This window comes from Lysinibacillus sp. NPDC048646 (assembly GCF_050272295.1).
GTDB lineage: Bacteria > Bacillota > Bacilli > Bacillales_A > Planococcaceae > Lysinibacillus.
The window spans coordinates 18135-41449 of record NZ_JBNNLZ010000022.1; the positions used below are offsets into that span (position 1 = coordinate 18135).

Annotated in this window: 24 protein-coding genes; 21 read left to right on the forward strand and 3 right to left on the reverse strand. The window is 36.8% G+C overall.

Translation table 11 applies throughout. The features are described from left to right. Positions 1 to 34: 34 nt before the first annotated feature. Positions 35 to 1597 (forward strand): DNA-binding protein, encoded by a 1563-nt coding sequence (locus ACQKII_RS19080; RefSeq protein WP_427461952.1) that lies wholly within the window; start codon positions 35 to 37, stop codon positions 1595 to 1597. Between the two features lie 262 nt (positions 1598 to 1859). On the opposite strand, the gene ACQKII_RS19085 is transcribed toward ACQKII_RS19080, so the two are convergent. After that, positions 1860 to 2759 (reverse strand): 3-hydroxyacyl-CoA dehydrogenase, encoded by a 900-nt coding sequence (locus tag ACQKII_RS19085; RefSeq protein ID WP_427461954.1) that lies wholly within the window; start codon positions 2757 to 2759, stop codon positions 1860 to 1862. A gap of 327 nt (positions 2760 to 3086) precedes the next feature. Continuing rightward, complete coding sequence (locus tag ACQKII_RS19090; protein ID WP_427461956.1) at positions 3087 to 3719, reverse strand: LexA family protein; 633 nt, start codon at positions 3717 to 3719, stop codon at positions 3087 to 3089. Positions 3720 to 3864: 145 nt separating this feature from the next. Here ACQKII_RS19090 and ACQKII_RS19095 point away from each other — a divergent pair, with 145 nt between their 5' ends. The 17 genes from ACQKII_RS19095 (at position 3865) to ACQKII_RS19175 (ending at position 19198) form a co-directional block, all read left to right on the forward strand. Continuing rightward, positions 3865 to 4233, forward strand: a complete 369-nt coding sequence (locus ACQKII_RS19095; protein ID WP_427461958.1) for a helix-turn-helix domain-containing protein — start codon at positions 3865 to 3867, stop codon at positions 4231 to 4233. A gap of 231 nt (positions 4234 to 4464) precedes the next feature. Beyond that, complete coding sequence (locus ACQKII_RS19100; protein ID WP_427461960.1) at positions 4465 to 4665, forward strand: hypothetical protein; 201 nt, start codon at positions 4465 to 4467, stop codon at positions 4663 to 4665. Between the two features lie 236 nt (positions 4666 to 4901). Then, complete coding sequence (locus tag ACQKII_RS19105) at positions 4902 to 5297, forward strand: DUF1492 domain-containing protein (protein WP_427461962.1); 396 nt, start codon at positions 4902 to 4904, stop codon at positions 5295 to 5297. 398 nt (positions 5298 to 5695) lie between these two features. Further along, positions 5696 to 6007 carry a hypothetical protein gene (locus ACQKII_RS19110; RefSeq protein WP_427461964.1) on the forward strand — a complete coding sequence of 104 codons (312 nt, stop codon included), beginning with the start codon at positions 5696 to 5698 and terminating at the stop codon, positions 6005 to 6007. Positions 6008 to 6062: 55 nt separating this feature from the next. Continuing rightward, complete coding sequence (locus ACQKII_RS19115) at positions 6063 to 6260, forward strand: hypothetical protein (RefSeq protein WP_427461966.1); 198 nt, start codon at positions 6063 to 6065, stop codon at positions 6258 to 6260. Positions 6261 to 6338: 78 nt separating this feature from the next. After that, entirely contained in the window at positions 6339 to 6680 is a 342-nt protein-coding gene (locus ACQKII_RS19120) for a hypothetical protein (RefSeq protein WP_427461968.1), read from the forward strand. Positions 6681 to 6706: 26 nt separating this feature from the next. Then, positions 6707 to 7285, forward strand: a complete 579-nt coding sequence (locus ACQKII_RS19125) for a major tail protein (RefSeq protein ID WP_427461970.1) — start codon at positions 6707 to 6709, stop codon at positions 7283 to 7285. Between the two features lie 59 nt (positions 7286 to 7344). Then, entirely contained in the window at positions 7345 to 7659 is a 315-nt protein-coding gene (gene gpG, locus ACQKII_RS19130) for a phage tail assembly chaperone G (RefSeq protein ID WP_427461972.1), read from the forward strand. Positions 7660 to 7869: 210 nt separating this feature from the next. Further along, the gene (locus ACQKII_RS19135; RefSeq protein WP_427461974.1) at positions 7870 to 12444 is read left to right on the forward strand and encodes a phage tail tape measure protein; all 4575 of its coding nucleotides are present in this window, start codon (positions 7870 to 7872) and stop codon (positions 12442 to 12444) included. Continuing rightward, the gene (locus tag ACQKII_RS19140) at positions 12441 to 13256 is read left to right on the forward strand and encodes a distal tail protein Dit (RefSeq protein ID WP_427461976.1); all 816 of its coding nucleotides are present in this window, start codon (positions 12441 to 12443) and stop codon (positions 13254 to 13256) included. The genes ACQKII_RS19135 and ACQKII_RS19140 overlap by 4 nt, the downstream gene beginning before the upstream one ends. A 13-nt stretch (positions 13257 to 13269) precedes the next feature. Continuing rightward, positions 13270 to 15453 carry a hypothetical protein gene (locus ACQKII_RS19145; protein WP_427461978.1) on the forward strand — a complete coding sequence of 728 codons (2184 nt, stop codon included), beginning with the start codon at positions 13270 to 13272 and terminating at the stop codon, positions 15451 to 15453. A 12-nt stretch (positions 15454 to 15465) separates the two neighbouring features. Then, positions 15466 to 15759 carry a hypothetical protein gene (locus ACQKII_RS19150; protein WP_427461980.1) on the forward strand — a complete coding sequence of 98 codons (294 nt, stop codon included), beginning with the start codon at positions 15466 to 15468 and terminating at the stop codon, positions 15757 to 15759. Continuing rightward, positions 15759 to 15923: a hypothetical protein gene (locus tag ACQKII_RS19155; RefSeq protein WP_427461982.1), complete on the forward strand. Its 165-nt coding sequence runs from the start codon at positions 15759 to 15761 to the stop codon at positions 15921 to 15923. Before ACQKII_RS19150 ends, ACQKII_RS19155 begins: the two co-directional genes overlap by 1 nt. A gap of 72 nt (positions 15924 to 15995) precedes the next feature. Next, positions 15996 to 17813 carry a phage tail protein gene (locus ACQKII_RS19160; RefSeq protein WP_427461984.1) on the forward strand — a complete coding sequence of 606 codons (1818 nt, stop codon included), beginning with the start codon at positions 15996 to 15998 and terminating at the stop codon, positions 17811 to 17813. Positions 17814 to 17829: 16 nt separating this feature from the next. Next, positions 17830 to 18030, forward strand: a complete 201-nt coding sequence (locus ACQKII_RS19165) for a hypothetical protein (RefSeq protein WP_010861291.1) — start codon at positions 17830 to 17832, stop codon at positions 18028 to 18030. Between the two features lie 95 nt (positions 18031 to 18125). After that, positions 18126 to 18530 (forward strand): phage holin family protein, encoded by a 405-nt coding sequence (locus tag ACQKII_RS19170; protein ID WP_427461986.1) that lies wholly within the window; start codon positions 18126 to 18128, stop codon positions 18528 to 18530. Then, entirely contained in the window at positions 18527 to 19198 is a 672-nt protein-coding gene (locus ACQKII_RS19175; protein ID WP_427461988.1) for a M15 family metallopeptidase, read from the forward strand. The genes ACQKII_RS19170 and ACQKII_RS19175 overlap by 4 nt, the downstream gene beginning before the upstream one ends. Before the next feature lie 138 nt (positions 19199 to 19336). Here the strand turns inward: ACQKII_RS19175 and ACQKII_RS19180 are convergent, their stop codons facing one another. Continuing rightward, positions 19337 to 19648 carry a multicopper oxidase domain-containing protein gene (locus ACQKII_RS19180; protein ID WP_427461990.1) on the reverse strand — a complete coding sequence of 104 codons (312 nt, stop codon included), beginning with the start codon at positions 19646 to 19648 and terminating at the stop codon, positions 19337 to 19339. Positions 19649 to 20136: 488 nt separating this feature from the next. On the opposite strand from ACQKII_RS19180, the gene ACQKII_RS19185 reads away from it, so the two are divergent. The 3 genes from ACQKII_RS19185 to ACQKII_RS19195 all read left to right on the forward strand — a co-directional run bounded on the left by ACQKII_RS19185 (position 20137) and on the right by ACQKII_RS19195 (position 23191). Further along, positions 20137 to 21201, forward strand: coding sequence for an S-layer homology domain-containing protein (locus ACQKII_RS19185; RefSeq protein ID WP_427461992.1), 1065 nt, complete (start codon positions 20137 to 20139; stop codon positions 21199 to 21201). 470 nt (positions 21202 to 21671) lie between these two features. After that, positions 21672 to 22244 (forward strand): branched-chain amino acid aminotransferase, encoded by a 573-nt coding sequence (locus ACQKII_RS19190; RefSeq protein WP_427461994.1) that lies wholly within the window; start codon positions 21672 to 21674, stop codon positions 22242 to 22244. Continuing rightward, a complete protein-coding gene (locus ACQKII_RS19195; RefSeq protein WP_427461996.1) occupies positions 22241 to 23191 on the forward strand; it encodes a TRM11 family SAM-dependent methyltransferase in 951 nt (316 codons plus the stop codon). The genes ACQKII_RS19190 and ACQKII_RS19195 overlap by 4 nt, the downstream gene beginning before the upstream one ends. Positions 23192 to 23315: the final 124 nt, after the last annotated feature.

Genomic DNA, 23315 nt, shown 5'->3' on the forward strand with positions numbered 1-23315 from the left:
AGAAGTTCATTAAAAAATTGGAGGTTGGTTTATTATGAGGAAGAAATCCAAATTTGTGTTTTCAGCAGTATTGAGTACAGTGATGATTAGTTCAATATTTGTTCATACGAGCTCGGCAGAAAATGCACAAGATCCAGCTCCTATTATTACGCCTGTGCAATCGAATGGTTATTCAGTATTATTTGATAATAGTCATGGACAAACAGCTGGCCAAGCTGACTGGGTAATTGATGGTGCTTTTTCTGATTTTGCTGATGGATTAGCTGCAGAAGGATATACAGTAGAAGAATTCCGTAGTGATGCGCCATTAACTTTAAATGATTTGATAAATTATGATGCATTTGTCATTCCAGAGGCGCAAATTCCATTTACCGCTTCTGAACAAGAAGCAATTGCTACATTTGCAGAATTAGGAGGTGGTGTGTTCTTTATCGCAGATCATTATAATGCTGACCGGAATTTAAATCGTTGGGACTCCAATGAAATTATGAATGGCTGGCGTCGTGGTGCTTATCATCATCCAACATTAGGCATGTCATCAGCCGAAGCAAATGCGTTAAATGGCGTTGAAAGCTCTACTTGGTTAAGTGACGAATTTGGTGTAGAGTTCCGTTACAATGCAATCGATAATACTGTGGCAAATCAAGTGGTCTCTACAAGTGAGTCATTTGGAATTACAGCTGGTGTATCAGAAGTTTCAATTCATGCAGGTTCTACACTGGCAATTACCAATCCAAATCTGGCGAAAGGGATTGTCTATTTACCAAATGGTTTAACTGGATCGGCAAATAAATGGTCGAATTCAGTGGATCAAGGAGTATATGCTGGCGGTGGTCTAGCAGAAGGTCCATATGTTGCAATTGGTAAAAAGGAATTAGGAAAAGCAGCATTTATTGGGGATTCTTCACCCGTTGAAGATGCAACACCTAAATATCGGAACGAAGAAACAGGAAATGTAAAAAGAACATACGATGGCTTTATAGCAAATGATAATGACGAATTATTAATTAATATTATTGACTGGCTCGTACAAGATGAAAGTTATACAACTTTTGCACAAACATCGATTACATTGGATAGTGTAACACCCAGATTGTCATTAGAGAATCCTCAAACTTCAACTGAGATTTTAGGTGAACCATGGCGTCAGCCTAATGCAGGCTATTTATGGTATGACCGTTCAACATTTGCAGATGGATCTTATGGTTCAGATGTAGGTCCTTTACCTACATTAAGTTATGCTGTAGATGTGCCCTCTGTATTGCCTAATAATGGTGATACATTTAATGTGACAGTTACTGTTAGTGGGTTAACACCACATGCTTCTGCTAATGGCTATCGCATTCAGGTTTATCTACCAGGCGGAACATCAATTTCTCAAGTGCAAAATTCAGATGGGACTTGGCCGACAAGCTATGGATACTTCGATATTGGTACCTTAACGGCTAATAACCAGGGAATCGCTCAAAAAATAATAACGATGCGATTAAACGCATCAACATCTGTTACGGAAGGTACTATTCGTTTAAAGAATAGTAATGGAGATAATGTAGTAACAAAAGCGGTCTCTATTGGAGCAGGTTCAAGTGTTGAATAACTGAACTGTGCCCAAAATATTGACTATCAAAATCTCCTAAAAGTGAGTGGTGCAGGTGATGATTTCTAATGAACAAAAAAAAGATTGTCGCCTTTATAGATGATAGGGAAAGTACACATCAGCTTGAAAAAAGATTACAGCTTGACCATCATACGCAATCGAGAAAGTAAAATGTATGCCTTTATTTAATTGAGTAAAGCCAAAAACCCTGTTGATTCATCATTTAGAATCAACAGGGTTTTGTTATTGGTTCCTAAAGCGATTAGCCTTTTAAGAAATCAGGTTTCGCAAAGTTAGGGTTTGGATATTTGTAGAAGCCTTCGCCCGTTGCTCGTCCTAATTTATCTTTGTCGATATACTCTGTTTTTAACAAGTTGGCTAATTTATTCATGTTGTCATCACCAGTAGCGGCAGCTTTAGCTTGGACAATATTAAATGCCGTGTTAATCCCTACAATGTCTAAAATAGCGAATGGGCCAAGTGGGGCACCTGTACCGATCATCCAAGTTTTGTCGATTGTTTCAGGGTCAGCAACTTCTTTTACTAATAGCATTTCAGCTGCATCTAATAAAGGAACAAGTAATGAATTTAAAATGTAACCTGGTTGTTCTTTATATAATGGTAGTGGTACCATGCCGATTGCTCTAGCGAATTCAACAACTTCATCGAAGACGTTCATATCCGTACCGGGGTGTTTCATGATTTCAGCTGTGTTGTTTTTCCAAATTGTATTGGCAAAATGTAGCGCTAAAAACTTCTCTGGACGTCCAGTTGCTTCTGCAAATTGACTTGGTAATAATGTTGATGAATTGGTTGCAAAGATGGTTTTTTGTGGTGCAAGTTTACCAAGATTCGTGTAAAAGTCTGTTTTGATTTTTACGACTTCAGGAATCGCTTCGATTACAAGATCGGCATCCGCAACGGCTTCTGCTAAGTTGCTATTAAAAGTCAGACGGGCATAGGCAGCATCTACTTCTTCCTGTGTCGCACCTAAATCTTGTTGATACAATGGTTTTAAGTTTGAAATACGATCTTGCGCATTTTTTAACGCATCGTCATTGATATCATAGACAGTTACATTAAAGCCTTTAAAAGCTGATTGATAGGCAATTTGACTACCTAGAACGCCACTTCCTGCAACCGTAATATTTTTATAATTCATGTAAACTCCTCCTCTAATATTGTTACATTAGTATAATAGTTTGGTTATGGACCAATTCCCTTAATACAATTCCATACTACTGCTTATTTTAAACAAAAATCAAATGATAACCATTATTATTATAATGATATAAAAATATGTGGGATTCGCACTTGAAAATGTCCTCTTCAAGTATGTGCGTAGCAGGTCCAAAAATACCTCCCTTGATATGCGGAAATTTGAAGACCACATAATATTGAAGAAACGTTAGAAGTTTTCATTTATATGAAATAAAAAAGAGCAGCTACTGAGCTGCTCACATAGGATTAGTGAATTTCTGCATACTAATTATAGGGTAACTTTGAAACTGACAGCTTTACCAATAATTTTTGCGGGATTATTTTCATTGACAATATAAGGTTCATGTTTAGGGTTGTCTGGCATAAGTAAAATCGTATCTCCCTGTTTTTTTACCCGCTTAAGTGTTGCTTCTGTGTCACCATTTACTAATACTGCTGCAATTTCTCCATACTCAACTTCACTTTGTTCTCTTATTAGAACTTTAGAGCCATCTGGTATGGTAGGTTCCATCGAATCACCTTTTGCAACTAAAGCAAAAATATTACCAGCTGGTAATAAATCGGAAAATTCATACATATAGCCTTCAACATTTTGTTCTGCTAGGATTGGATCCCCACAAGCGATGATACCAAGGATTGGAATTTTTGCAAAATTAGGTTGTATCTCTACTAAATTCGTTGGCTGTTCTTCCGTTAAATCTGAACGTTTTATATTAAAATAATCCGCCATTAATTGTAATTTATCAGGTCTAGGGTATGTGCTAGCTTTCATCCAATTAGAAACTGTTGTTTCAGGTATGTTTAAATCTCTGGCCATATCAGTTTGATTTAATCCTCTTTTATCTAATTGGGTTTTCAGGTTTTTAGAAAAGACTAACTTTAGCTTATCCGAATTATCCATAGTAAAGCACCTCCTTTATTCATTATAATACCGATATTCGGTATTATTGTAAACGAATTAATACCTATAAAAAGTATTATTCACTTGACTATACCGTTTAAAGGTATTATAGTATAATTACCATTTAAAAGGAGGTGGTGGTAATATGTTTCAAATTTCTTTAAAGGCAGCTCGTATAAATGCCGAATTAGAACTAGTTGATGCAGCTTTTAAAATGGGGATAACGGCTAAAACGTTGAGTAATTATGAAAAAGGAATCACTGCTATTCCAGAATTAATATTAAGAAAAGCGGCAAAGCTCTATGGCATTTCTGAAGAGGTAATAAGGTTACCCGTTGTTAATGATAGTTACTACGATAATTTTTTTGCACATAAGTACCGTTTAAAGGTATTTTGTAAAATTAGAAAAAACATATATTATTCTTGGAGACGGGATACCAATAAAAATTTGTGTCATCTAAATACGAAACGACAATTGGTAATTAGTTCAAATGCGATTAATTATATTAAATAATTTAGGGGGAATTGTAACAAATGAAAGCTAGATTAAATGTTTTAGGCAATAAAATGAAAGTAACAGCTATCAATTTTTATAGTGACAAAAATAACAAGTGCTCACATCGTGGATGAAAATGGAGATTTATTAACTTTTTACGACGAAAATTCAGGTGCAAATCTTAAGGATGCACTGACAATCAATCTACAAGAAGCACTTGAACTTTCTGATAAGAATAGAGAATAAGTAGTGGCACTCAACGATTTACTAGAGCAATCGGAGCAATATTTACTTGAATTGCAGCAACAAATAATTCAAGAAGTATTAAACCACGGTGATATGCCATTTGGTGATTGTACATTACCAAATCTAGTGAAGGAATACAAAGGGCATAAAGAATACATTGATGGGGTAGCTTCAGCTTTAGAAGTTGTTAAAGGTAGCGCATAGAATGAAGTAGCAAAATTAAAACAGTTGAAGTTACGTAAAGGGAAAAAAATGTACGTAAATAATAACAGTAAGTTAAGTAAAATAAAAACGCTCGTCAAAGGCTGCAACCTATAACGAGCATTGAAGTAATAAGTCTCTAAAAATATAACATAGGGTAGCAACAGTTCGCTACTCCAAAGTATACTAGTTTCCTTTTCTTTTAAAAAGTCGAAAAAAATGCAAAGTAGGTGCTGTGTATGTATGAATGGTTACGAGATTATCAACAAATTGAAGATGAAATTGGCTATCTTGAATTTAATTTTGAGCAGTCCCAAAAAGAATTGAAACGCTGGGTAAGTGGGGATTTAGCAGGAGTAAAGCTTACTGCCGAATCTGACGGAGCGAAACTAGAAGAACGTATTGAACGAATCAAAAAAGAATTACAAATTAAGCGTACTGAACAGAAAAATTTTTTGCAGCTGATTAGTAGGTTTAAAGGGTTAAATCATAAGATATTAAAGCTAAAGTATGTGGATGGTATGACATTAGAAGAAATAGCAGAAGAATTAAATTACAGCGCCAGCTACATATATAAAAAGCATGCAGAAGTTGCTAAGATGGTGCGATTTGCCCATGAAATAAAGTTTTCATAATTCTGACACTCAGTAGTGTGCATAGCAAGTATTGAACATCCATTATATGATGGTAAAGTAATAGTTCGGCAAACGAACAATGTCACAAAAAAATTCATCATAAGAGTTGAAGGCCACTCAAATAAGAGAGGCCTTTTCTATTTCTAGTTAGATAAGTAATCGATGGAAATACTATCACAAAAATGAACTTTCACTTAACTGACACTCAGTAGTGTGAATAGCAAGTGTTGAAGTTCCGTTATATGATGGTAAAGTAATAGTTCGGCAAAAGAACAATGTCACATCAAACAAATTACCCTTTTGGTTGAGACCACTCAATAGAGTGGTCTTTTGTATTGTTCTGATTTAAGGGACGGCGCTAAGCCAAATAACATGATAAATAGAAGGAAGTGGAGAGATTGATGGAGCCAATTTATGCTAAGTGCAATAAATCATGCGGTCACAAATTCTATGTCCAACATTTTAAAAAAGACAAACTGCAACATACTATTGAAAAGACTTATTTTACTTGCCCGAACTGTGGTCGAGAGTATATTTGCTTTTATACCGATGACTATACACGTAATCTACAATCAAGAATTCGAGAACTGTTTCGGCAGATGAAGTGGGCAAGTAGTGATGAACTGGAACGCTTAAAGCAAGAGGAGTCCAATTTAAAAGAGGAGATTATACACAGTATGTCTGAGGTTAGAAAATTAATAAAAGTCTAGTAACAAATCCTACGCTTTTTTAAATAATATCAGTATTGAAGGGAGGTGACTAAAAATGAATATGCGCATAAAGATGAAAACGTCAACTGACAAAAAATCAGTTGACGTTTTAAATTATCCGGAAATTTCTAAATACATGAATGCTGAAGAGCCTTCGTTGTTGGATGTATTACTCTATTATAGGAGTGCAATTTTCCATTCACTAAAGGGGGATGGTGCAGCAATCACAATGTCAAACAGTTGTCAGGGATAAATAGGACGATGGTTCACTTGTGTATTGAGCTTAAAGATAATTAAAGTATCGGCAGAAGTAGATTGAGGAGATAAAGTCATGAGAGATTTATTTGTGCACATTCCTACTATATTAAAGCCATTAGGTTTACCTGTCGTGTTTAACGGAGTTCCTACTGGCTTGGAAAAAACAAATCAGTTTATTACCTTTTTAGAGGTAAGTGCAAAGCCAATCTTCGAAGCGGGTGAAGAGGAAATAGAAACAGAGCGACTTATACAACTAAATGTATGGTCTGTCTCGAGTTACCATCACCTTGTAGAAAGCATCAAACAATTGATGAAGAAGGATGGCTATGAAAGAATTTTAGAATATGATGTACCATACGAAGAAGGCGAATCTCACTTTAATAGAGTGTTGCAATTCGTCTTTTTTGATGATTAATAATAACAAATTGGGAGGTCATGTAAATGACAACAACAGTAAATGAAAAACCACAAAAAATTAGCTTAAAGCGTATCCACTATGCACTAATGACAAACGAGCAAACAGAAACTTGGGGCGAAGTGAAAACATTAACAATGCCTATTTCTCTAACACTTACACCTAACTTCTCAGAAGCACATTTGGATGCGGGAGATCGTGTCGTAGACCAAGAGGCACAATTGGATTCTATTACTATTGCAGGTGAAACAGCAGATTTACCAACAGAAGTACTAGTTGACTGGTATGGGCATAAAAAATCTGCAGAAGGCGGTATCATCACAAATGCAAATGATACACCAAATGCTATGGCAATTGGTTTTGAATCAGGATCTAGACTTGTCTGGCTATTAAAAGCAAAACTAAAACCAGGTGAAGAATTGAATACTACACGTAAAAAAGGAGAAATAAGCTATAAAGTGTATCCATTTGGCGGTGAGGCGTTACCATTAATTGAAGGTATCATCAAACATACTGTCGATACGCGTGATGCAGGTGTGACAGCGACAGCAGAAACGTTCTTTGCTGCAGTAGCAAAACCAAGTGAAACAGTACCAACACCTTAAAAGAGAGAAGCCCTTTCGAGGGTTTCTTTTTTTATTTTGATAAAAAGGATGGATAAATTATGCAGATTACATTAAAAATCGATGGCCAAAAGAAAATGTTTAGCAATGACTTTGTAAAGGCTCGAGTATTCCGAAATGCCTTAAAGATGAACGAAAAAATGCGTAAAGAAGGTAATGACATTTCAGTCGAAACATTCGATGAAATGATTGGTTTCGTAGTAAATGTCTTCGATAATCAATTCACTGTGGACGACATATGGGATGGTCTAGAGGCAGGCAAGCTGCAAGATGAAATTATGCGTGTATTTAATAGCGTGTTGAACATTGGGGGGCTTGAAACAAAACCTGCTGTTAGTGGTGAAGAGGGAAAGTAAGCGGATTAACTCCATATCAAAATATTAAAAAGTTTTATCGTGAATTAATAAAAGAAGGCTACAAATTACATGAAATAGATGAAATGGATATTCATTTTTGGTTTGAGCTTTCAGAAGACTACGATGACTATGAAGATGTGGAAGAAGTTACAGCCGACGAAATTCCTTGGTTGTAATTTTGATTTTTGGCAAAAAGGCGGTGAAGAATAAATGACGAATATTAGTGCTGTTGAACTGAGTCTCAATACAGCTAATTTTAATGGTTCTATAGATCAGTCGATTAGACGATTGACTGCAATGGGAGCGGAATTACAGGCTTTACAAGCACGCGGTGGTGAATATGAAAACTCTATCGAAGGTTTATCACAAAAACAGAATATTTTATCTCGTTCTGTTGATGCCTCTAGCATTAAGTTAACAGAACAACGCAATAGATATGATGAATTAGTAGCATCGGGATCAGCCTCCACAGAAGCTATTGAACAACAGGCTATTGCTGTCAATGAAGCGCTCGCTGAATACAATGGATTAAATACGCAATTAACAGAAGTGAGCACTCAATTAGATGTTCAATCCTCTAAATGGAGTCAGTTTCAGGAGATAGGTGGGAAGGTGAAATCAGTTGGCGAAAGCATTTCTACGATTTCAACGCCTATCAAAGCTATTGGCGTATTAGCTTTTAATGCCGCAGTAGATTTTGAAACTGCATTTGCGGGTGTGCGGCAATCCGTCAATACGAGTGAAGAAAATTTTAAAAAGCTTGAAGACGGCATACGTAGTATGGCTAAGGAGTTACCGGTAAGTGCTACTGAAATAGCAGGAGTTGTTGAATCAGCTGGTCAATTGGGGATAGCTGAAGATCATTTACTATCTTTCTCACGTACGGTTATTGATTTAGGTGCATCCACAAGCATGACGCGGGAGCAAGCGGCAACAGAATTCGCACGTTTTGCTGGTATCGTTGGAATGAGCCAGGGGGATTTTGACCGATTAGGCTCATCTGTCGTCGAGCTTAGTAACAAGATGGGGGTAACCGAATCTGACATTATTGCAATGGGCATGGGATTTGCTAAACAAGGTGCGCAACTAGGCATGACAGAGGCTCAAATCATGGGTCTTGCTGGGACAATGTCTAGCTTAGGTATTCAGGCTGATACTGGTGGAGCTGCCATGACAACAGTTCTACAAAAAATTCAAAAAGCTGTCGGTGATGGTGGAGAGAGCTTATCTGGTTTTGCAAAAGCAGCAAATATGTCGAGTGCTGATTTTAAAAAGGCATTCGAGACGGACGCTGTTTCAGCATTAGATGCATTAGTGAAAGGGTTAGCTGAATCTTCAGAAGGAGGCGCCGACTTAACAAGTGTTCTAGCAGAATTGGGTGTTAAAGGCGACGAAACAGATGTGCTACTGAGTATGGCAAATGCATCAGATCTGTTATCGTCAGCAGTCGATACCTCTTCGCAAGCGTGGAAAGATAATACAGCATTATCCAACGAGGCTGCTCAAAATTACAAATCAACAGAATCACAAATGACCATCATGAAAAACCAACTTGTTGATATTGGTATTAGTATTGGAAACATTTTAATACCGATGGTTATAAGCTTGATAGAAAAGCTTCAACCTTGGATTGAAAAGTTTTCAAATTTAAGCGAAGGTACACAAAAATTGATTGTTGTAATTGCCGGTATTGCTGCTGCCATTGGACCTGTACTTGTAGTAGTAGGTACTTTAGCATCTTCAATCGGAAGTATTTTTGGTGCCTTTAGTGCTATTAGTTTAGCAATTGCAGAAGCTGGAGGGATAGTAGCTTTGCTTACATCGAAGCTTGCCTTTTTAGGGTCTGCTTTTTCTGTATTAACTGGACCAGTGGGATGGACTATTGCGGGTATTGCTACACTTATAGCTGGTGGAGTAGCACTATATAAAAATTGGGATGAGATAAGTGCAAAAGCGATTGAGATTTGGGAAGGCATTGCGAACTTTTTCTCTGAATTATGGACAAGCATTACAGAATTGGCGTCAGCGGCATGGACTGAGATTACTCAAACACTATCAGATCTGTGGATCTCAACTGTAGATGGAGCAGTAGCGATATGGACTGGTTTTGTAGAAATGCTTACTAATATTTGGACGTCTATTATTGAAATTGCTACTAATACATGGGAGACAATTGTCTCTGTAATTATCGATATAATTAGTCCTTTTATTGAACACGTAATGAATGTATTTAGTGCAATGAGTGATGGTATTTCTCAGATTTTTGAAGGCCTAAGCAATTATTTCTCTGCGGCCTGGGAAATTATTAAGACTATTTTCCTTGGAGCATTATTAATGATTATTGATTTAATAACATTCAATTTTGATGAATTAAGTAATAATGCAATAGAAATATTCAATCGACTTATGTTCTACTTTGGTGAGGCATGGGAGGCAATTAAACAAATTTTTGCTGGTGCGCTAGATGCTATTTATAGTGGTGTTGAAGTAGGTTGGAATAAATTAAAAGAAATTACTGAAATCGTATTTACTTCAGTAAAGGCTTTTGTTAATGAAGCATGGATAAATGTAAAAAATGCGATTGTTGGAACAATAGTAAATATAATTGAAGTGGTTGCAACGAGTTGGTCGAGATTAAGTCAGATTACATCTAACACCTTCAATGCAATAAAAAATTTCATAAAGAATATATGGGATTCTATCAGTACTTTTGTAGTAGATACGACTATAAAATTAGTAACAAACACTATTCAAAAATTTATTGATTTCAAAATAGCTATAGAGACAAAGATGAGAGAAGTTAAAAAGGCAATTTCTGATATTTGGGATAAAGTAGTTAATATCTTCAGTGAAATCGATTTACGTACTATTGGTAAAGATATAATTCAAGGCCTAATTAATGGAATTGGAGATATGGCGAAATCTGTATGGAAAAAAGCAACGTCTATTGCAACGTCAATCGGTGATGCAATAAAGAGTACGCTAAAAATAAACTCACCATCACGTGTCATGATAGCAATTGGTAAAGGCGTTGGCGAAGGTTTAGTAATTGGAATAGAGCATGGTAGTGAGGATGTTAGAAAAGCGGCTGAGGAATTAGCGGAGGCTGCAATACCAAATATTACACAGCATTTATCAATTACTAAAGAGGCAATGCAAAAAGTCCAAGAGGTTGTTAGTAGTGTTACAAAAGCTAATGCAGCGGAAATTGAAGCATTGCAAAAAGAGGCCGAGAATAAACGAATTGAGATTTCCCAAAAAGCTTCGGAAAAAATTGCAGCGATTAAAAACAATGCAACAAAACAACAAATCGCCCTTACCGTAAATCAGATAGCTCAAATTAAGCAGATAGAAGAACAATCCTTGAAAGATAGTGAAACCATTACAAAACAATACGCTGACAAAATTGCAAAAATCGAATCTAACTCAGCTGATGCAAAATTCAAAGCTTTGAAGGAATACGTAGAGGCTCAAAAGGCTGCTGGAGAAATGACAACAAAACAAGAGGCCGAGTTTTGGCGTTATAGTGCAACAACATTTAAAGAAGGTACTAAAGAAAAGACTAATGCTTTAAAGGCGTATAACAAAGCGTATTCTGAAATGGTTAAAGATCAATTCGATAATGAAAAGGAATATGTTGATAAACGTAAGAAATACAACACACTATCGCTTGCAGATGAATTGAAGATTTACGAGAATTATCTTGCACAGTATGAAGCGGGTACAGAGGAACGTACTTATTATGAAGAGAAGTTCTATGATACTAAAAAAGCAATTAGTGAAAAAATTAAGACAATCAATAATGATTATTTAAAGCAAACACAGGATATTAATAAAAAGCTATTAGATGAGGAACAGAAGCTCAACGAGGTGTATAACAATGCATTGGATAGTCGCACGAAAGGCATTAAAGGATACTTTGGACTATTTGATGAAGTGAAGATAGCCGAACCAGTAGATTCATCTAGCTTAACTCAAAATTTAAGTGAGCAAGTGAGTGCACTCTCTCAATGGCGAATTGAATTATCGCAACTTGAATTGCGTGGATTATCAAGTGTTATTATCGATGAACTTGAAGCAATGGGTCCTAGTGTTCTCGCACAATTAGAAGCCCTTAATCGAATGACGGATGCAGAACTGCTGGATTATCAAGAGTTATATGGAAGAAAACTTTTAATAGCTAGTGAAGCAGCAATTAAGGAGTTGGAGCCATTACAAGCTGAAACAGAAGCAAAAATCAAAGCTTTACGTGATACGGCAAACGCCGAATTGACCATCTTAAATACTGAATGGCAAGGGAAAATAAAAGAAGTCGTTTTTGGTACAGGCGAAATATTAGGTTCAATGAACGATATAGGAAAGAATGCTATTCAAGGTTTAATAGATGGAATGAAGGGGATGCAGTCAGCATTACAGCAAACAGCAAATAATCTTGTGAAAAATGTATCAGAGACAATTAAAAAAGTTTTCGATACAAACCCAACTTCTTCTTTAATGCAGAACGTTGGCGAAGGAATAGTTAATGGATTCGATTCGATCATGAATAAAGCTACAAATGTCAGTGAACGCTTGGCGAATAGTGTTGTGCCCGAATCACCCTCTTTATTGCCAACACAAAAATCCAAGAACAAAGCTGTAGCACAAAACTTAGGACCCTCAACTATTATTGTACAATCAGTTTTAGATGGACAAGTTTTAGGTGAATCAGTTGTGGATGTAGTCAGTGGCAGACAATATAACAATGCAAGTATCAATGCATTGACAAGGGGGTTAAACGGTATATGAAAATGATTTTAAAGGATGGTCGTGAATTATTGATGAGCGACTACAGTTTGAAATTATTGAAATATTATATCCCTTCCGTATCAATAGAGCATCAATCATCTGTAGTGGATGGTAGTGACGGAGCAATTTTTACCAACACCCGTTTTAGCGGACGTACGATTACAGCGAAGTTTATGTATAAAGCATTTGATTATCATGATTTTAAATTGTTTATTGCTGACATTAATGCATTGTTTGCCCGGAAAGAGCACTTTTACATTATCTTTGACGCTGAACCAGGTAAGCGTTGGAAAGTACGATTAGCTGAAAGTTATTCTCCAAATGAGTTGTTACGTAAAGTTGGAGAATTAGAAATTAAATTTATATGCGAAAATCTCTATGCTGAATCAGTGGCTACAACAAGTGATCTAAAAGAATGGGATATTGATAAGTGGCAATGGGGCATGGGTATTGATTGGGACGATGACCTAGTTTACGCATATAGCAGCAATAACTTTACAATAAAAAATTACGGTAATGTCGCTATTGATCCCCGGCAACATGAACTTGAAATAATATTAATAGGTTCATTCAGCAATAGTGTCACAATAACAAATCGTACAACCAGTGAAACTTATCAATTTAACGGATCAATAGATGGTAGTACAGATACACTGATTTTAAAAGGGATTCAATCATTTAAAAACGGTGCCTCTGCTTTAAAACAAACAAATAAAAAGCTACTCAGCTTGGCAGTTGGAGAGAATAGCTTTCAGGTTACAGGCGGTATTGTATACAGTATCGTTTTTAATTTTAGATTTTTATTTATGTAAAGAAGGTGAAAATATGGTTATAAGTTTACACACAACAGGCTCGCCAGTTAGTCGAGCAGAACGAAATAAAATAAACGAAAACTGGAATCGTATCATTACAGGTTTAACGAACCTGCAGATACAAATCAATATTCTAGCAGGTGGTGAAGTAGATGAACTGTTAGAGAGGCTAAATCAGGCTGTAAATGATGCGAATATTGCCGTACAACAGGCTATTGCAGCTAATGATGCAGCTACACAAGAGACGATTAATGCAAATAACACAGCTTTACAAACGGCTCTACAGACCGTGTCAAATACTCTAACGCTGTTGGATGGCGCTATTACAAGTGCTAATACTGCTACGGCAAGTGCAAATGACGCTGCTAACAACACAAATCAAGCTATTCAAAATGCTCAAAATGCCACACAGGATGCACTTAATGCGGTTACGACAATGCAGAACTTTGTTAATCAGTTAAGCCCAAAATCCGAATACAACAATGAGGTTCAATATTCTACCAATAACATTGTAACGTTAAACGGTAGTAGCTTTATTGCGTTAAAAAACACAAAAGGAAATGCCCCACCTATTCCACCATTAGTCGCTAATGCACACTGGCAGTTGCTCGCTTTGAAAGGGGCGAAAGGGGATAAGGGTGAAAAAGGAGAGCAAGGTGCAGCTACGAAAATCTTAGGTTCACTCGCTGACGAAAGTGAATTTCCAGCATCTGGTGAACTAGGAGATGGCTATTTAATTAAAGGTAATTTATATGTATGGAACGGTATTGAGTGGGAGAATGTCGGCACTATTCAAGGACCTAAGGGAGACAAAGGAGAAGAAGGTCCACAAGGTCCTCCTGGCAATGATGCAGACGTCACTGAATTAGCGCAGACCGTAACAACTTTACAGCAAGAGGTTACTGACAATAAATCAGAAGTTACTGCACATTTGGCAGAAATTAAACCTAAAGTTGATAACTCGTGGCAAAAAGGTGTTTATAACGATGTTAGCATCAGCAATCTAGGTATGAAAAAAGCAACTAAAGTATTCACTGTGAATCAATCTGATTGGAAAAACACAGGTAATGTAGAACAGTTAGGAATAGTAATGCCATTTAAGGGTTCATTCTCAGGTGTTATTAAAGTGACTTACTCAGTAATGTGGGGAGGTTCAGGAGCATGGGGAGCTACAGAAGTTGTTTATAATCTAGGTGTTTTCGGTCCTCCTGCTAGTGTAGATAAGCTAAATGAATTTACTATAACTACAGCTAGCACTGAAATGTTAAAAGGTATTAATATACTACGTCCTTATGCAAACACATCTACAGGTGATATTGCCATTCTGTTATTTAGAGCACCAGATGCTAACAACCCAATGCAGATAAGCGTAGAGATAGACGGCACATATAGCAGTAACGTCTACTTAAACAATATCTACTCCTTATTAAATGATTCTTTCATAGATATATCTGATACAGGTTCACCGACTACAGGTGGTTATCCTTGGACACCACAAACGACTTCGTTTGTAACGAAAACAGGTAATAACATTATGGCAGGCGGATTAACAATGGGCGGTAACTTGTCTATTACTAAAGGTGTTCCGACGTTTGAAATGATTGTGCCCGGTTCTGCTACTTCTTCCAGTGCTTCTATACAGTTGAACGCAAGCTCTACTGTAGACTACGGTTTAGAGTTCAAGAAGAATAACACACCGTTTCAGATTGTACACGACCAAACGAATGTAGTGTTTATGGGGTATGACAGTAAGTGGTTCTCTATACAAGATTTAAAGCAATCTGCCAGTGATGTAAAAACAAATGTAGCTGCGGCGATCACTGAGCAAGGGGTTACAACAAGTCCAACAGCTACAGGCGCTCAGATGGCGGCAAATATTCGAAAGATACAGTCATCTAAAAGTGCTACAGGACGCGTTAGTCCAAACGGTTCCACAACTGTAACTGTTAGAGGTCTAGCTTTCAGACCTAAGACCATATCACTTAAGATGGTAGGTGTTAGCTACACATCTAATGGCTTTGCATCATACGTTCCAAAAGCACTTACTAGTAATACGTGGGAAGACACTAAAGTGTTTATTACCACAGGTGGTTCTACTGGATTAGACAGTGCTACCACTGTATATGATGATGGGTTTACAATGCAAATTCATAATACGGGTACTTATGAAGAGTACGGGTATTATGTAACGGGATAAGGAGGGCTTAAGATGGAGAAGTTTATAGGTGCTCGCATTATAGCTAACACTTCGGGAGAACTTATAGCCATACTTCATGACATATCAGGAGAGGTTTTAGACCGTCCTGATACAACAGAAATTTTTGCTATCGACCTTCCATTCGGATTTCTTGATGATAAAAAGATTATGGGAGTAAATCCTGAAACTAAGGAATTAATATATGAGGAAATTTTCAAACCTTTAACTCCTGAAGAACAGAAGATTAAAGAATTAGAAGACGAATTATTATTAAAAGCAGATGTAGAAAATGGAGGGATTTTATAATGGAAAAAGTTAATAAAATAGTAGTACGTATTGCTTCAGAACGAATCATTAATGGAGGTTTAAATCCAAAAACAGAGAAAATTTATGTTATTGATGATATTACAAATGTCGATTATCGTGCTGCTGTGGAGGATTTTATTTTAACGAGCACTGAAGGAGTATAACCGTTCCATATTGTTCAGTAAACGTTGCTCGCTTCGAGTAGCGTATTTTTATTAAAAAGAAGGTGATGTAACTTGCTCATTGTCACAAATGGTTCACGAACTGAACCTCTTTTGGAAACAAATTACGGAAAATTTGAGGAGTTGAATGGGGCATTACGCATCTCATTTAGCTCTTTTTTACATGAAAAGAATCCAGGACATGAATTGCTAGACTTTGAAACGATTATTGAAGACGAGGATGGGCACGAATATGTTGTTAAAGATTTTGGCGGTGACACATTCACAAAAAAGGCAACTGCTGTTCACAGTTATTTTTCACTAGCAGATGATTTCAAATATGGTATTCATGGTGGGACAAGGACTTTGGATGATTTCATGTCGTTTGTCCTTGATGGCACTGGTTGGACTTTTACAAATGTGGATGTTGAGGGTTATCAGCTACTACCGAATTTTGGGGAAGCTAATCCTATTGTGTTGATTGAGCATCTTTGCTCCGTATTTGAATGCGAGCGTCAAATTTTGCCTAACAAGGTTATACGATTCGCAAAAAAAACTGGCGTAGACAATGACTTGCAGTTTCGTTATCGACATAACATCGAGACGTTATCTTATAGTATTCCTTCAGCTGGTTTAAAAACTCAAATTAGAGGCTATGGGGCTAATGGCATTGATATTACTTATACGTCGCCATTAGCAAGTTCACCAAGAATCGGAATACGTATTGCCGATCCAATCCATGACGAGAACATAGAAACTGTTGAAGATATGACAACACGTTTAGCTAGTGAACTACCTGCAGCACCTGAGACAAGTATCAAAGTAAAGGTGACTACAGTAGATGGTAATGTGGGAGATATGGTTTGGCTCATTCATGAAGACCTACAGCTCGAATACCAAACACGTATTATAAGCAAAAAAACAAAGCGTGATTATAGTGAATCTGAAGTTGATGTAGGAAATACACAGGCTAAAACAATTGTGGATGCACTACTAAATCAACGAGCAACTATTAATGCCAATGACAAACGTTATCGTTCAAAGTTTGAGCAGACAGACGACCGGATTGACTTAGAGGTTGAAGAAATAGGCGTATCGATTGCAGCTATCAATATACGTGCTGATAGCATTACACAAAGCGTAACAGACTTAAATAACAACTTAAGTAGTCGTATTACTCAAACTGCAGCTGAAATACGTAGCGAAGTATCGGCCCAAGTTGTAACGATTAATAATGATATTCGAACCGTCCGTAATGACGTTTCTGTTGTCTCTCAAACTGCATCACAAATACAGTCAACAGTGACTAGCCAGCAAACGCAAATAAGTGGTATAGGTACACGTGTAAGTAACGCTGAAAGTAGCATTACGCAACAAGCGAATCAAATCAGTCAAAAAGTTAGTACGATTGACTATACTGGTAATAAAATTGCATCTTTAATCAACCAAACCTCGACGACCATTTCTATTCAAGCATCTAAGATTAATCTAATTGGTGCAGTTAATGTATTGTCTGACATTACTGGTAATCTAGGTTCTATTCACACTGGTACATTAAACAGCGTAAATATTTATTCAGCTAACATTAATATCAGAGATGATGTTACTATCGGAAAAGAGTTAAAAATAGGTTCTCATTGGAGTGATTCTGAACCTAAGGCGATAGTGTTTGGGGGGGGGTTAGGAGGCTCTGCAATAAGACATTCTGGTGACCAATTACATTTAAGTGCTTTATACGGAATTAATATTGCAGGAGACTTATTTGTAGATGGAGATTACGGCAATGTCGTTAAAACTGATACTACAGGCTTAAGGCTTGCATATAGTTCTGCTACAGGTAGATTGTATGTAAGAATAAATGGATTAGAAATTGGATATGTAAAATTAACATAAAAAGGAGGATTTTAATATGAATTATCAAGTACAATTAAACAATGGAAAAGCAATAAATTTAATGAATGCGGAATTTGATGCAACAGCATTTACCGTCACATTAAACGATCAGAAAATTAACTTTGTAAATATTGGTGGGGCCATTATTAATAAACATATTATCATCAGTGTATTACCATCAACAGCAATAGAAGAACAACCAGAAACGCAGTCATAAGACGAGCGTTATTTTTTATCTAATTTTTGAACAAGGGCCTTCCATACTTAGTTATGGAGGGCTTTTTATTATGTACTAAAAAAGGAAGTGTTGTAATGGACAGATGGATTGCAACAATGGGTGGCGTTATTGGCACAATTGTCTCTTTTTCTGTAGATGGATTGGGAATGGCGGTAACCGTATTAATAGGGTTTATGGCAATTGATTATGTGACCGGTATTCTGACAGGTATTGTTAATCATAATTTAAATAGTCGTATTGGGTTTAATGGCATCATACGTAAAGTTTATTACTTAATGCTAGTTAGTTCTGTGTATTTATTGGCTGTTGTTGTGCCTGGTATTGAGTATGCAGGCGATGGTGCAGCGATTGCATTTTGTGTGCTTGAATTTATTTCAATCACTGAAAACGGTACAAAAATGGGATTACCCACACCAAATTTTATTAAAAATATCTTAGCCATTGTGAAGGATAAAACTGATGAGGGGGACACTAAATGAGTACAAGCGTAACAGCAACATGTAGAGACTTAGCTGAGTTATTACCTCCTGCACAATCAGCGAGTCGTTTATTATTCCAGGAGTGTTACAAGGCTGGCATCATCAACATCTTTATTACAGAAACATATCGCTCACAAGCGAGGCAACAGTATTTATATGCGCAAGGGCGTACTAGACCAGGCCAGATAGTCACTTGGACATTAAGTAGCAATCATAAATCACGTTTAGCTTGGGATATTGCTGTTAGTCCTCCTCAATCTTTGTATGATGTAACGACGTTAAATAAAGTCGGCGTAATTGCCAGAAGACTTGGTATTACATGGGGCGGAGATTGGGTGGGTTCTATCGATCGTCCGCATTTTGAGGTGAAAACATCTTGGAAAATGCCCATTGGCTACAAATTAGAAGGTGTAGTAATCGTACCGAGCAATAGCAAAATGAAGGTACAACTAATTGTAGAAGATAAAAAGGAGGAAATAAAGGTGACTCAAACGTGGAATCCTGCATCACCCGCTATGCGTACTGCAACCGAAAAATATATTACACAAGCTGTCAATGATGGAATCATACAAGAATCGCATTTAAAAGACTTACAAAATGGTATGATGACCACTGACCGATTATTAGGTTTATATATTACTATCCAACAAAGACGAGGTTTGTTATAAGAAAAGAATCTGCGATACTCCTACGTCTTATCGGTAAAAGTGCGCAGATTCTTATGGTTTACTACTAAATTTCTATTTATAGAAGCGTTTATGAGACAGCTTTAGTTTCCTGAAAAATATTTTCTTATCAAAACTCCTCTAATAATAATGTATGGTTGTAGACATCCCGCCAACACCAGGTGCTCCATTATTCGTGACATGGTGTGGCATATGGCAATGGAATGGCCATATGCCAGGATTGTTAGCTTGAAAGCTGATATCCCATGTTTTACCGGAAGCAACGAGAATCGTATTTTTACAAATTTGCGTGTGTTTAGCAATGGGGAAACCATCTGCTCCTACAACACTAAACTGATGCCCATGTAGATGCATGGGATGATGATTCATTTGGATGTTGCCGAAACGAACTTTTACAGTATCCCCATATGCAACCGGCAAAGGCTTTGACAATGGATAGCATTTACCATTGATCGTAAAAAAAATTAAATTCTGGTTTGACAAAATTTAAGGGATACGTACCTTTTGTCAAATCACCCCAAGGTAGCTCACCAATTGCCCATTCTTGCAGTAAACATAGATAATCTCTATACATGGGGATGTTTTGTAGTGTTGGATCTTCGACAATGATGCCACCTAACAGCCCCGCATTATATAAAGGCTTCTATGCTCTTTAGCTTGGTTCCTTTCAACAGGGTGCACCTATTAGTCGAAAACATAGGACAGTACGATAATATATCGGGTTTTTCTTTTGTGTTAAATTACCTATTTGGTAATAGTGCTTTACAATTAGAATTTGCAATTCTGATGAATAATTTGGAAGTCTTTTTTGTCGTAAAGAATAGGGCTTTTTGATATTTTTGCAGTACTTACATATTTTTGTAGATTTACTAACTATTGTTTTAGTACACTAAATTTATGAAAAGAGAGGGGCAAGAATAATGAAAAAAACGATTTTAGCGGGAGCACTTAGTATTGCATGTTTAACAGGAGGATTTGGACTGCAAGCACAAGCACAAGAGAATGTAGGTGTTACAAAAATTGTAAATGAACAATTGTTAGTGGCATCAACAAACACTAGTCAGGTACAATCGATGTCCTATCAAGACATCTATAAAATGTTATTACTTTCTAAACTAGATTTTACGGATGATCAAATGACATTAGTATCAACTAGTAATAGTATTACGGTTAAATTATCATTAGCTTCGCTTATGGAATCCTACAAGGATGGGACAAACCTATATCCAGAGGGTGAAAAGGAATTTAAAGAGAACTTTGAAGAGTATAAGAAAATTTTCGGAGATTCTATTCAAATGAAGCTTACGCAATCGGGGAAAGCCTTTAAAGCTGAAATATACATAGCAGGAAAATGGGAAGCTGTAAGCGGTCAAGATTTAAATGATCTAATTATGATATTTAATCGAGCGAATTTTGAATTAAAGCCAGGTGGATATTTCACAGATACAATTGGACATTGGGCTGAAAGTTATATCCAATTACTTTATCAAGCTGAGATTGTAAGCGGCACTACTGATACAACATTCAATCCAAATGGACAAGTAACGCGTGGTCAATTAGCCGCTATGATTTTCCGTGCATCTGGTCTAGATGTAAATGAAGATTATGAAGGACCTGCTACATATAAGGATATGCAGGGTTTTTGGGGTGCAAAAGAAGTAGCGATTTTACAAGAGTACGGCTTAATCGATATTTTTGACGGCAATAATTTTGAGCCAAATAAACCAGCTACACGTGAGGAAATGGCCTATGTAACGGCAAGCTACTTGGAAGGAATGGAGTTTGATGTAGCAAAAGCTAGTAAAAATAATACATTTACTGATAAGGATCAAATGCGTAAGGAAACTGTAGAATCTATTGGGTTATTACAGCAATTGGGAATTATAGATGGTGCGAATGGCAAATTCAATCCTAAAGGCAATCTGACACGTGGGCAATTTTCTAAAATTTTGTCTCTAACGTTGATAACGATAAGTGAAGAATAACATTGAGTTATTAAATACCGTTTCGATGCTCATGACTTAAGTAAATCTAATGGTTGAAAGACGTTACATCAATGCTTAAAAGGGTGATTTGATAGGGGAGTTATGCCTATCAAATCACCCTTTTTGTTTTGTTACGGATTGCTTGATAGAGATAAGCTGTCTGCAACATTTGATAAATAGGAAGATTTCTATTATCTAACGTGAAAGTATTAGGTTAAAAAGAATCTTAGCTACCAGTATCACCGGATATATTTCATATTGTCACGCAAACTAAGTTATACTGGTTGTTAAGATAAATTTATCTTCATTCAGCAAATGGTTTTAATGTACCGAAAGCGTTGCGGCAGGTACAGAAAACTTACATCTCTATAGATGGTGAGAGGCATGTGATTTCTCTTTTTTTAAGTAGGCGTACAAATACTGACTGAATGAAGATAAAGCTTTAGGTGTAATTGATTGGAGCTGGCGAATTGCTAAAAAAACAAATGGAATTATTAATGAATGAGCAGGTTAACCTTGCGCTATTCGATGTGGAAAAGGCATATGCAGAAAAACATACGTTGTTGTTTGATGGGACAGTGCAAGATATGACTTCTTTACATTTTAATGTGATCGAACGATGCGATAAGTTGAGTGAAGAGTTATTAGAGGAAGAAACAGAGTTGTTCTTGGCAATACCCGTACAATATTTAAAGGAGCATTCGCACGAATTTATGTATGTGGAATCTGATCGTTTTGACGTCATTCGAGTGGACTCCTTGGCGCTAGAGTTTGATGAGGCGTTCGGTGTGTACAGTGCCTTATTTGGCCTTCGACTGCAAAAGAAGCAAGGTGAGTTTTTACATGCGTATTTAACATCACATTTACAACATGAAAAGATGACGTATAGTGTGGCATTTTCAGGGCAGGATGGACTTTGGGAAGTGAATCTTGCGTTAAATGCACTTGACGAATTTAGTGAGCAGCAATCATTTGCCGAAGTATTGGTACATTTGTATCGCTTTGTTTTTGGGCTACTTGAAGAACTTGAGGAGACTGTATGATAAAGCAAACGATTATTTCTTATCTTTATATGTATGCGTGGCAAACGAATGAGCAGGAGCTTTGTCGATTAGAAATGCGTGCATTGTTTGGCTTTGATGTAACTTCAAATATACTACTAGCATCCCAAAAAGTTGAGCCCAGTAGAAGTCCATTTATGCGGAGTCGTTTAGATGTGTTATTCGAAGCAGAGAATATTGCAGAAATTGCCCATTTTGCACAAAATCTAGTATTAGGTGAAGTAACATTTAAAGTACTTTGCTTAAATAAATTTGACCTTGGGGATATGAAGAAAATTCAGCAGGATGAACGTCATCAGGTAGAGCGAGAGATTGGCTTATGTATACAGGCAGAGCCAGATCTGACGAATCCTGAAGTTGTATTCGGACTTGTTTGGCATAATAATCGTTGGTATTTTGGCTCTTATGTTGAGGGGGAGGCAATTTGGTTCAAGCATCAGCAAAAGCCTGAAATGTATTCGACAGCTCTTAGCACACGTGTAGCAAGAGCAGTTGCAAATATTGCCATTCCGAATCCAGCGGGTGTACGAGCAATTGATCCTTGTTGTGGTATCGGCACCGTTTTAGTAGAGGCACTATCGATGAACATGGATATTGTGGGGCGTGACATTAATCCACTTGTCGTCAAGGGGTCGCGGATTAATATCGCTCACTTTGGCTTACAGGGAGAAGTGTTAAAGGGCGATATAGCACAAATAACGGAAAGCTATGATGTGGCGATTATTGATTTGCCATACAATTTATTTACACATATTTCAGTGGATTCACAGTTTACGATTATTAAATCGGCACGTCGGATTGCTAAGAGAGTCATACTTGTGACCATCGAAACAATTGACAATATGGTAAACGAAGCAGGGTTTGAAATTATTGATCGTTGTGTTGTAACGAAAGGTACTTTTAAGCGGCAAGTATTAGTATGCGAATAAACTTTTTGACCCAAAAAAGGAAGAGTCTGGGACATAACTTTAAATTTTAAGAAAGAGGAGCAAAGGCGTTATTAAATTTTTGCTATCTAAAATGAAGAAAAATTTAGACGTTCTTCCTTTTGAA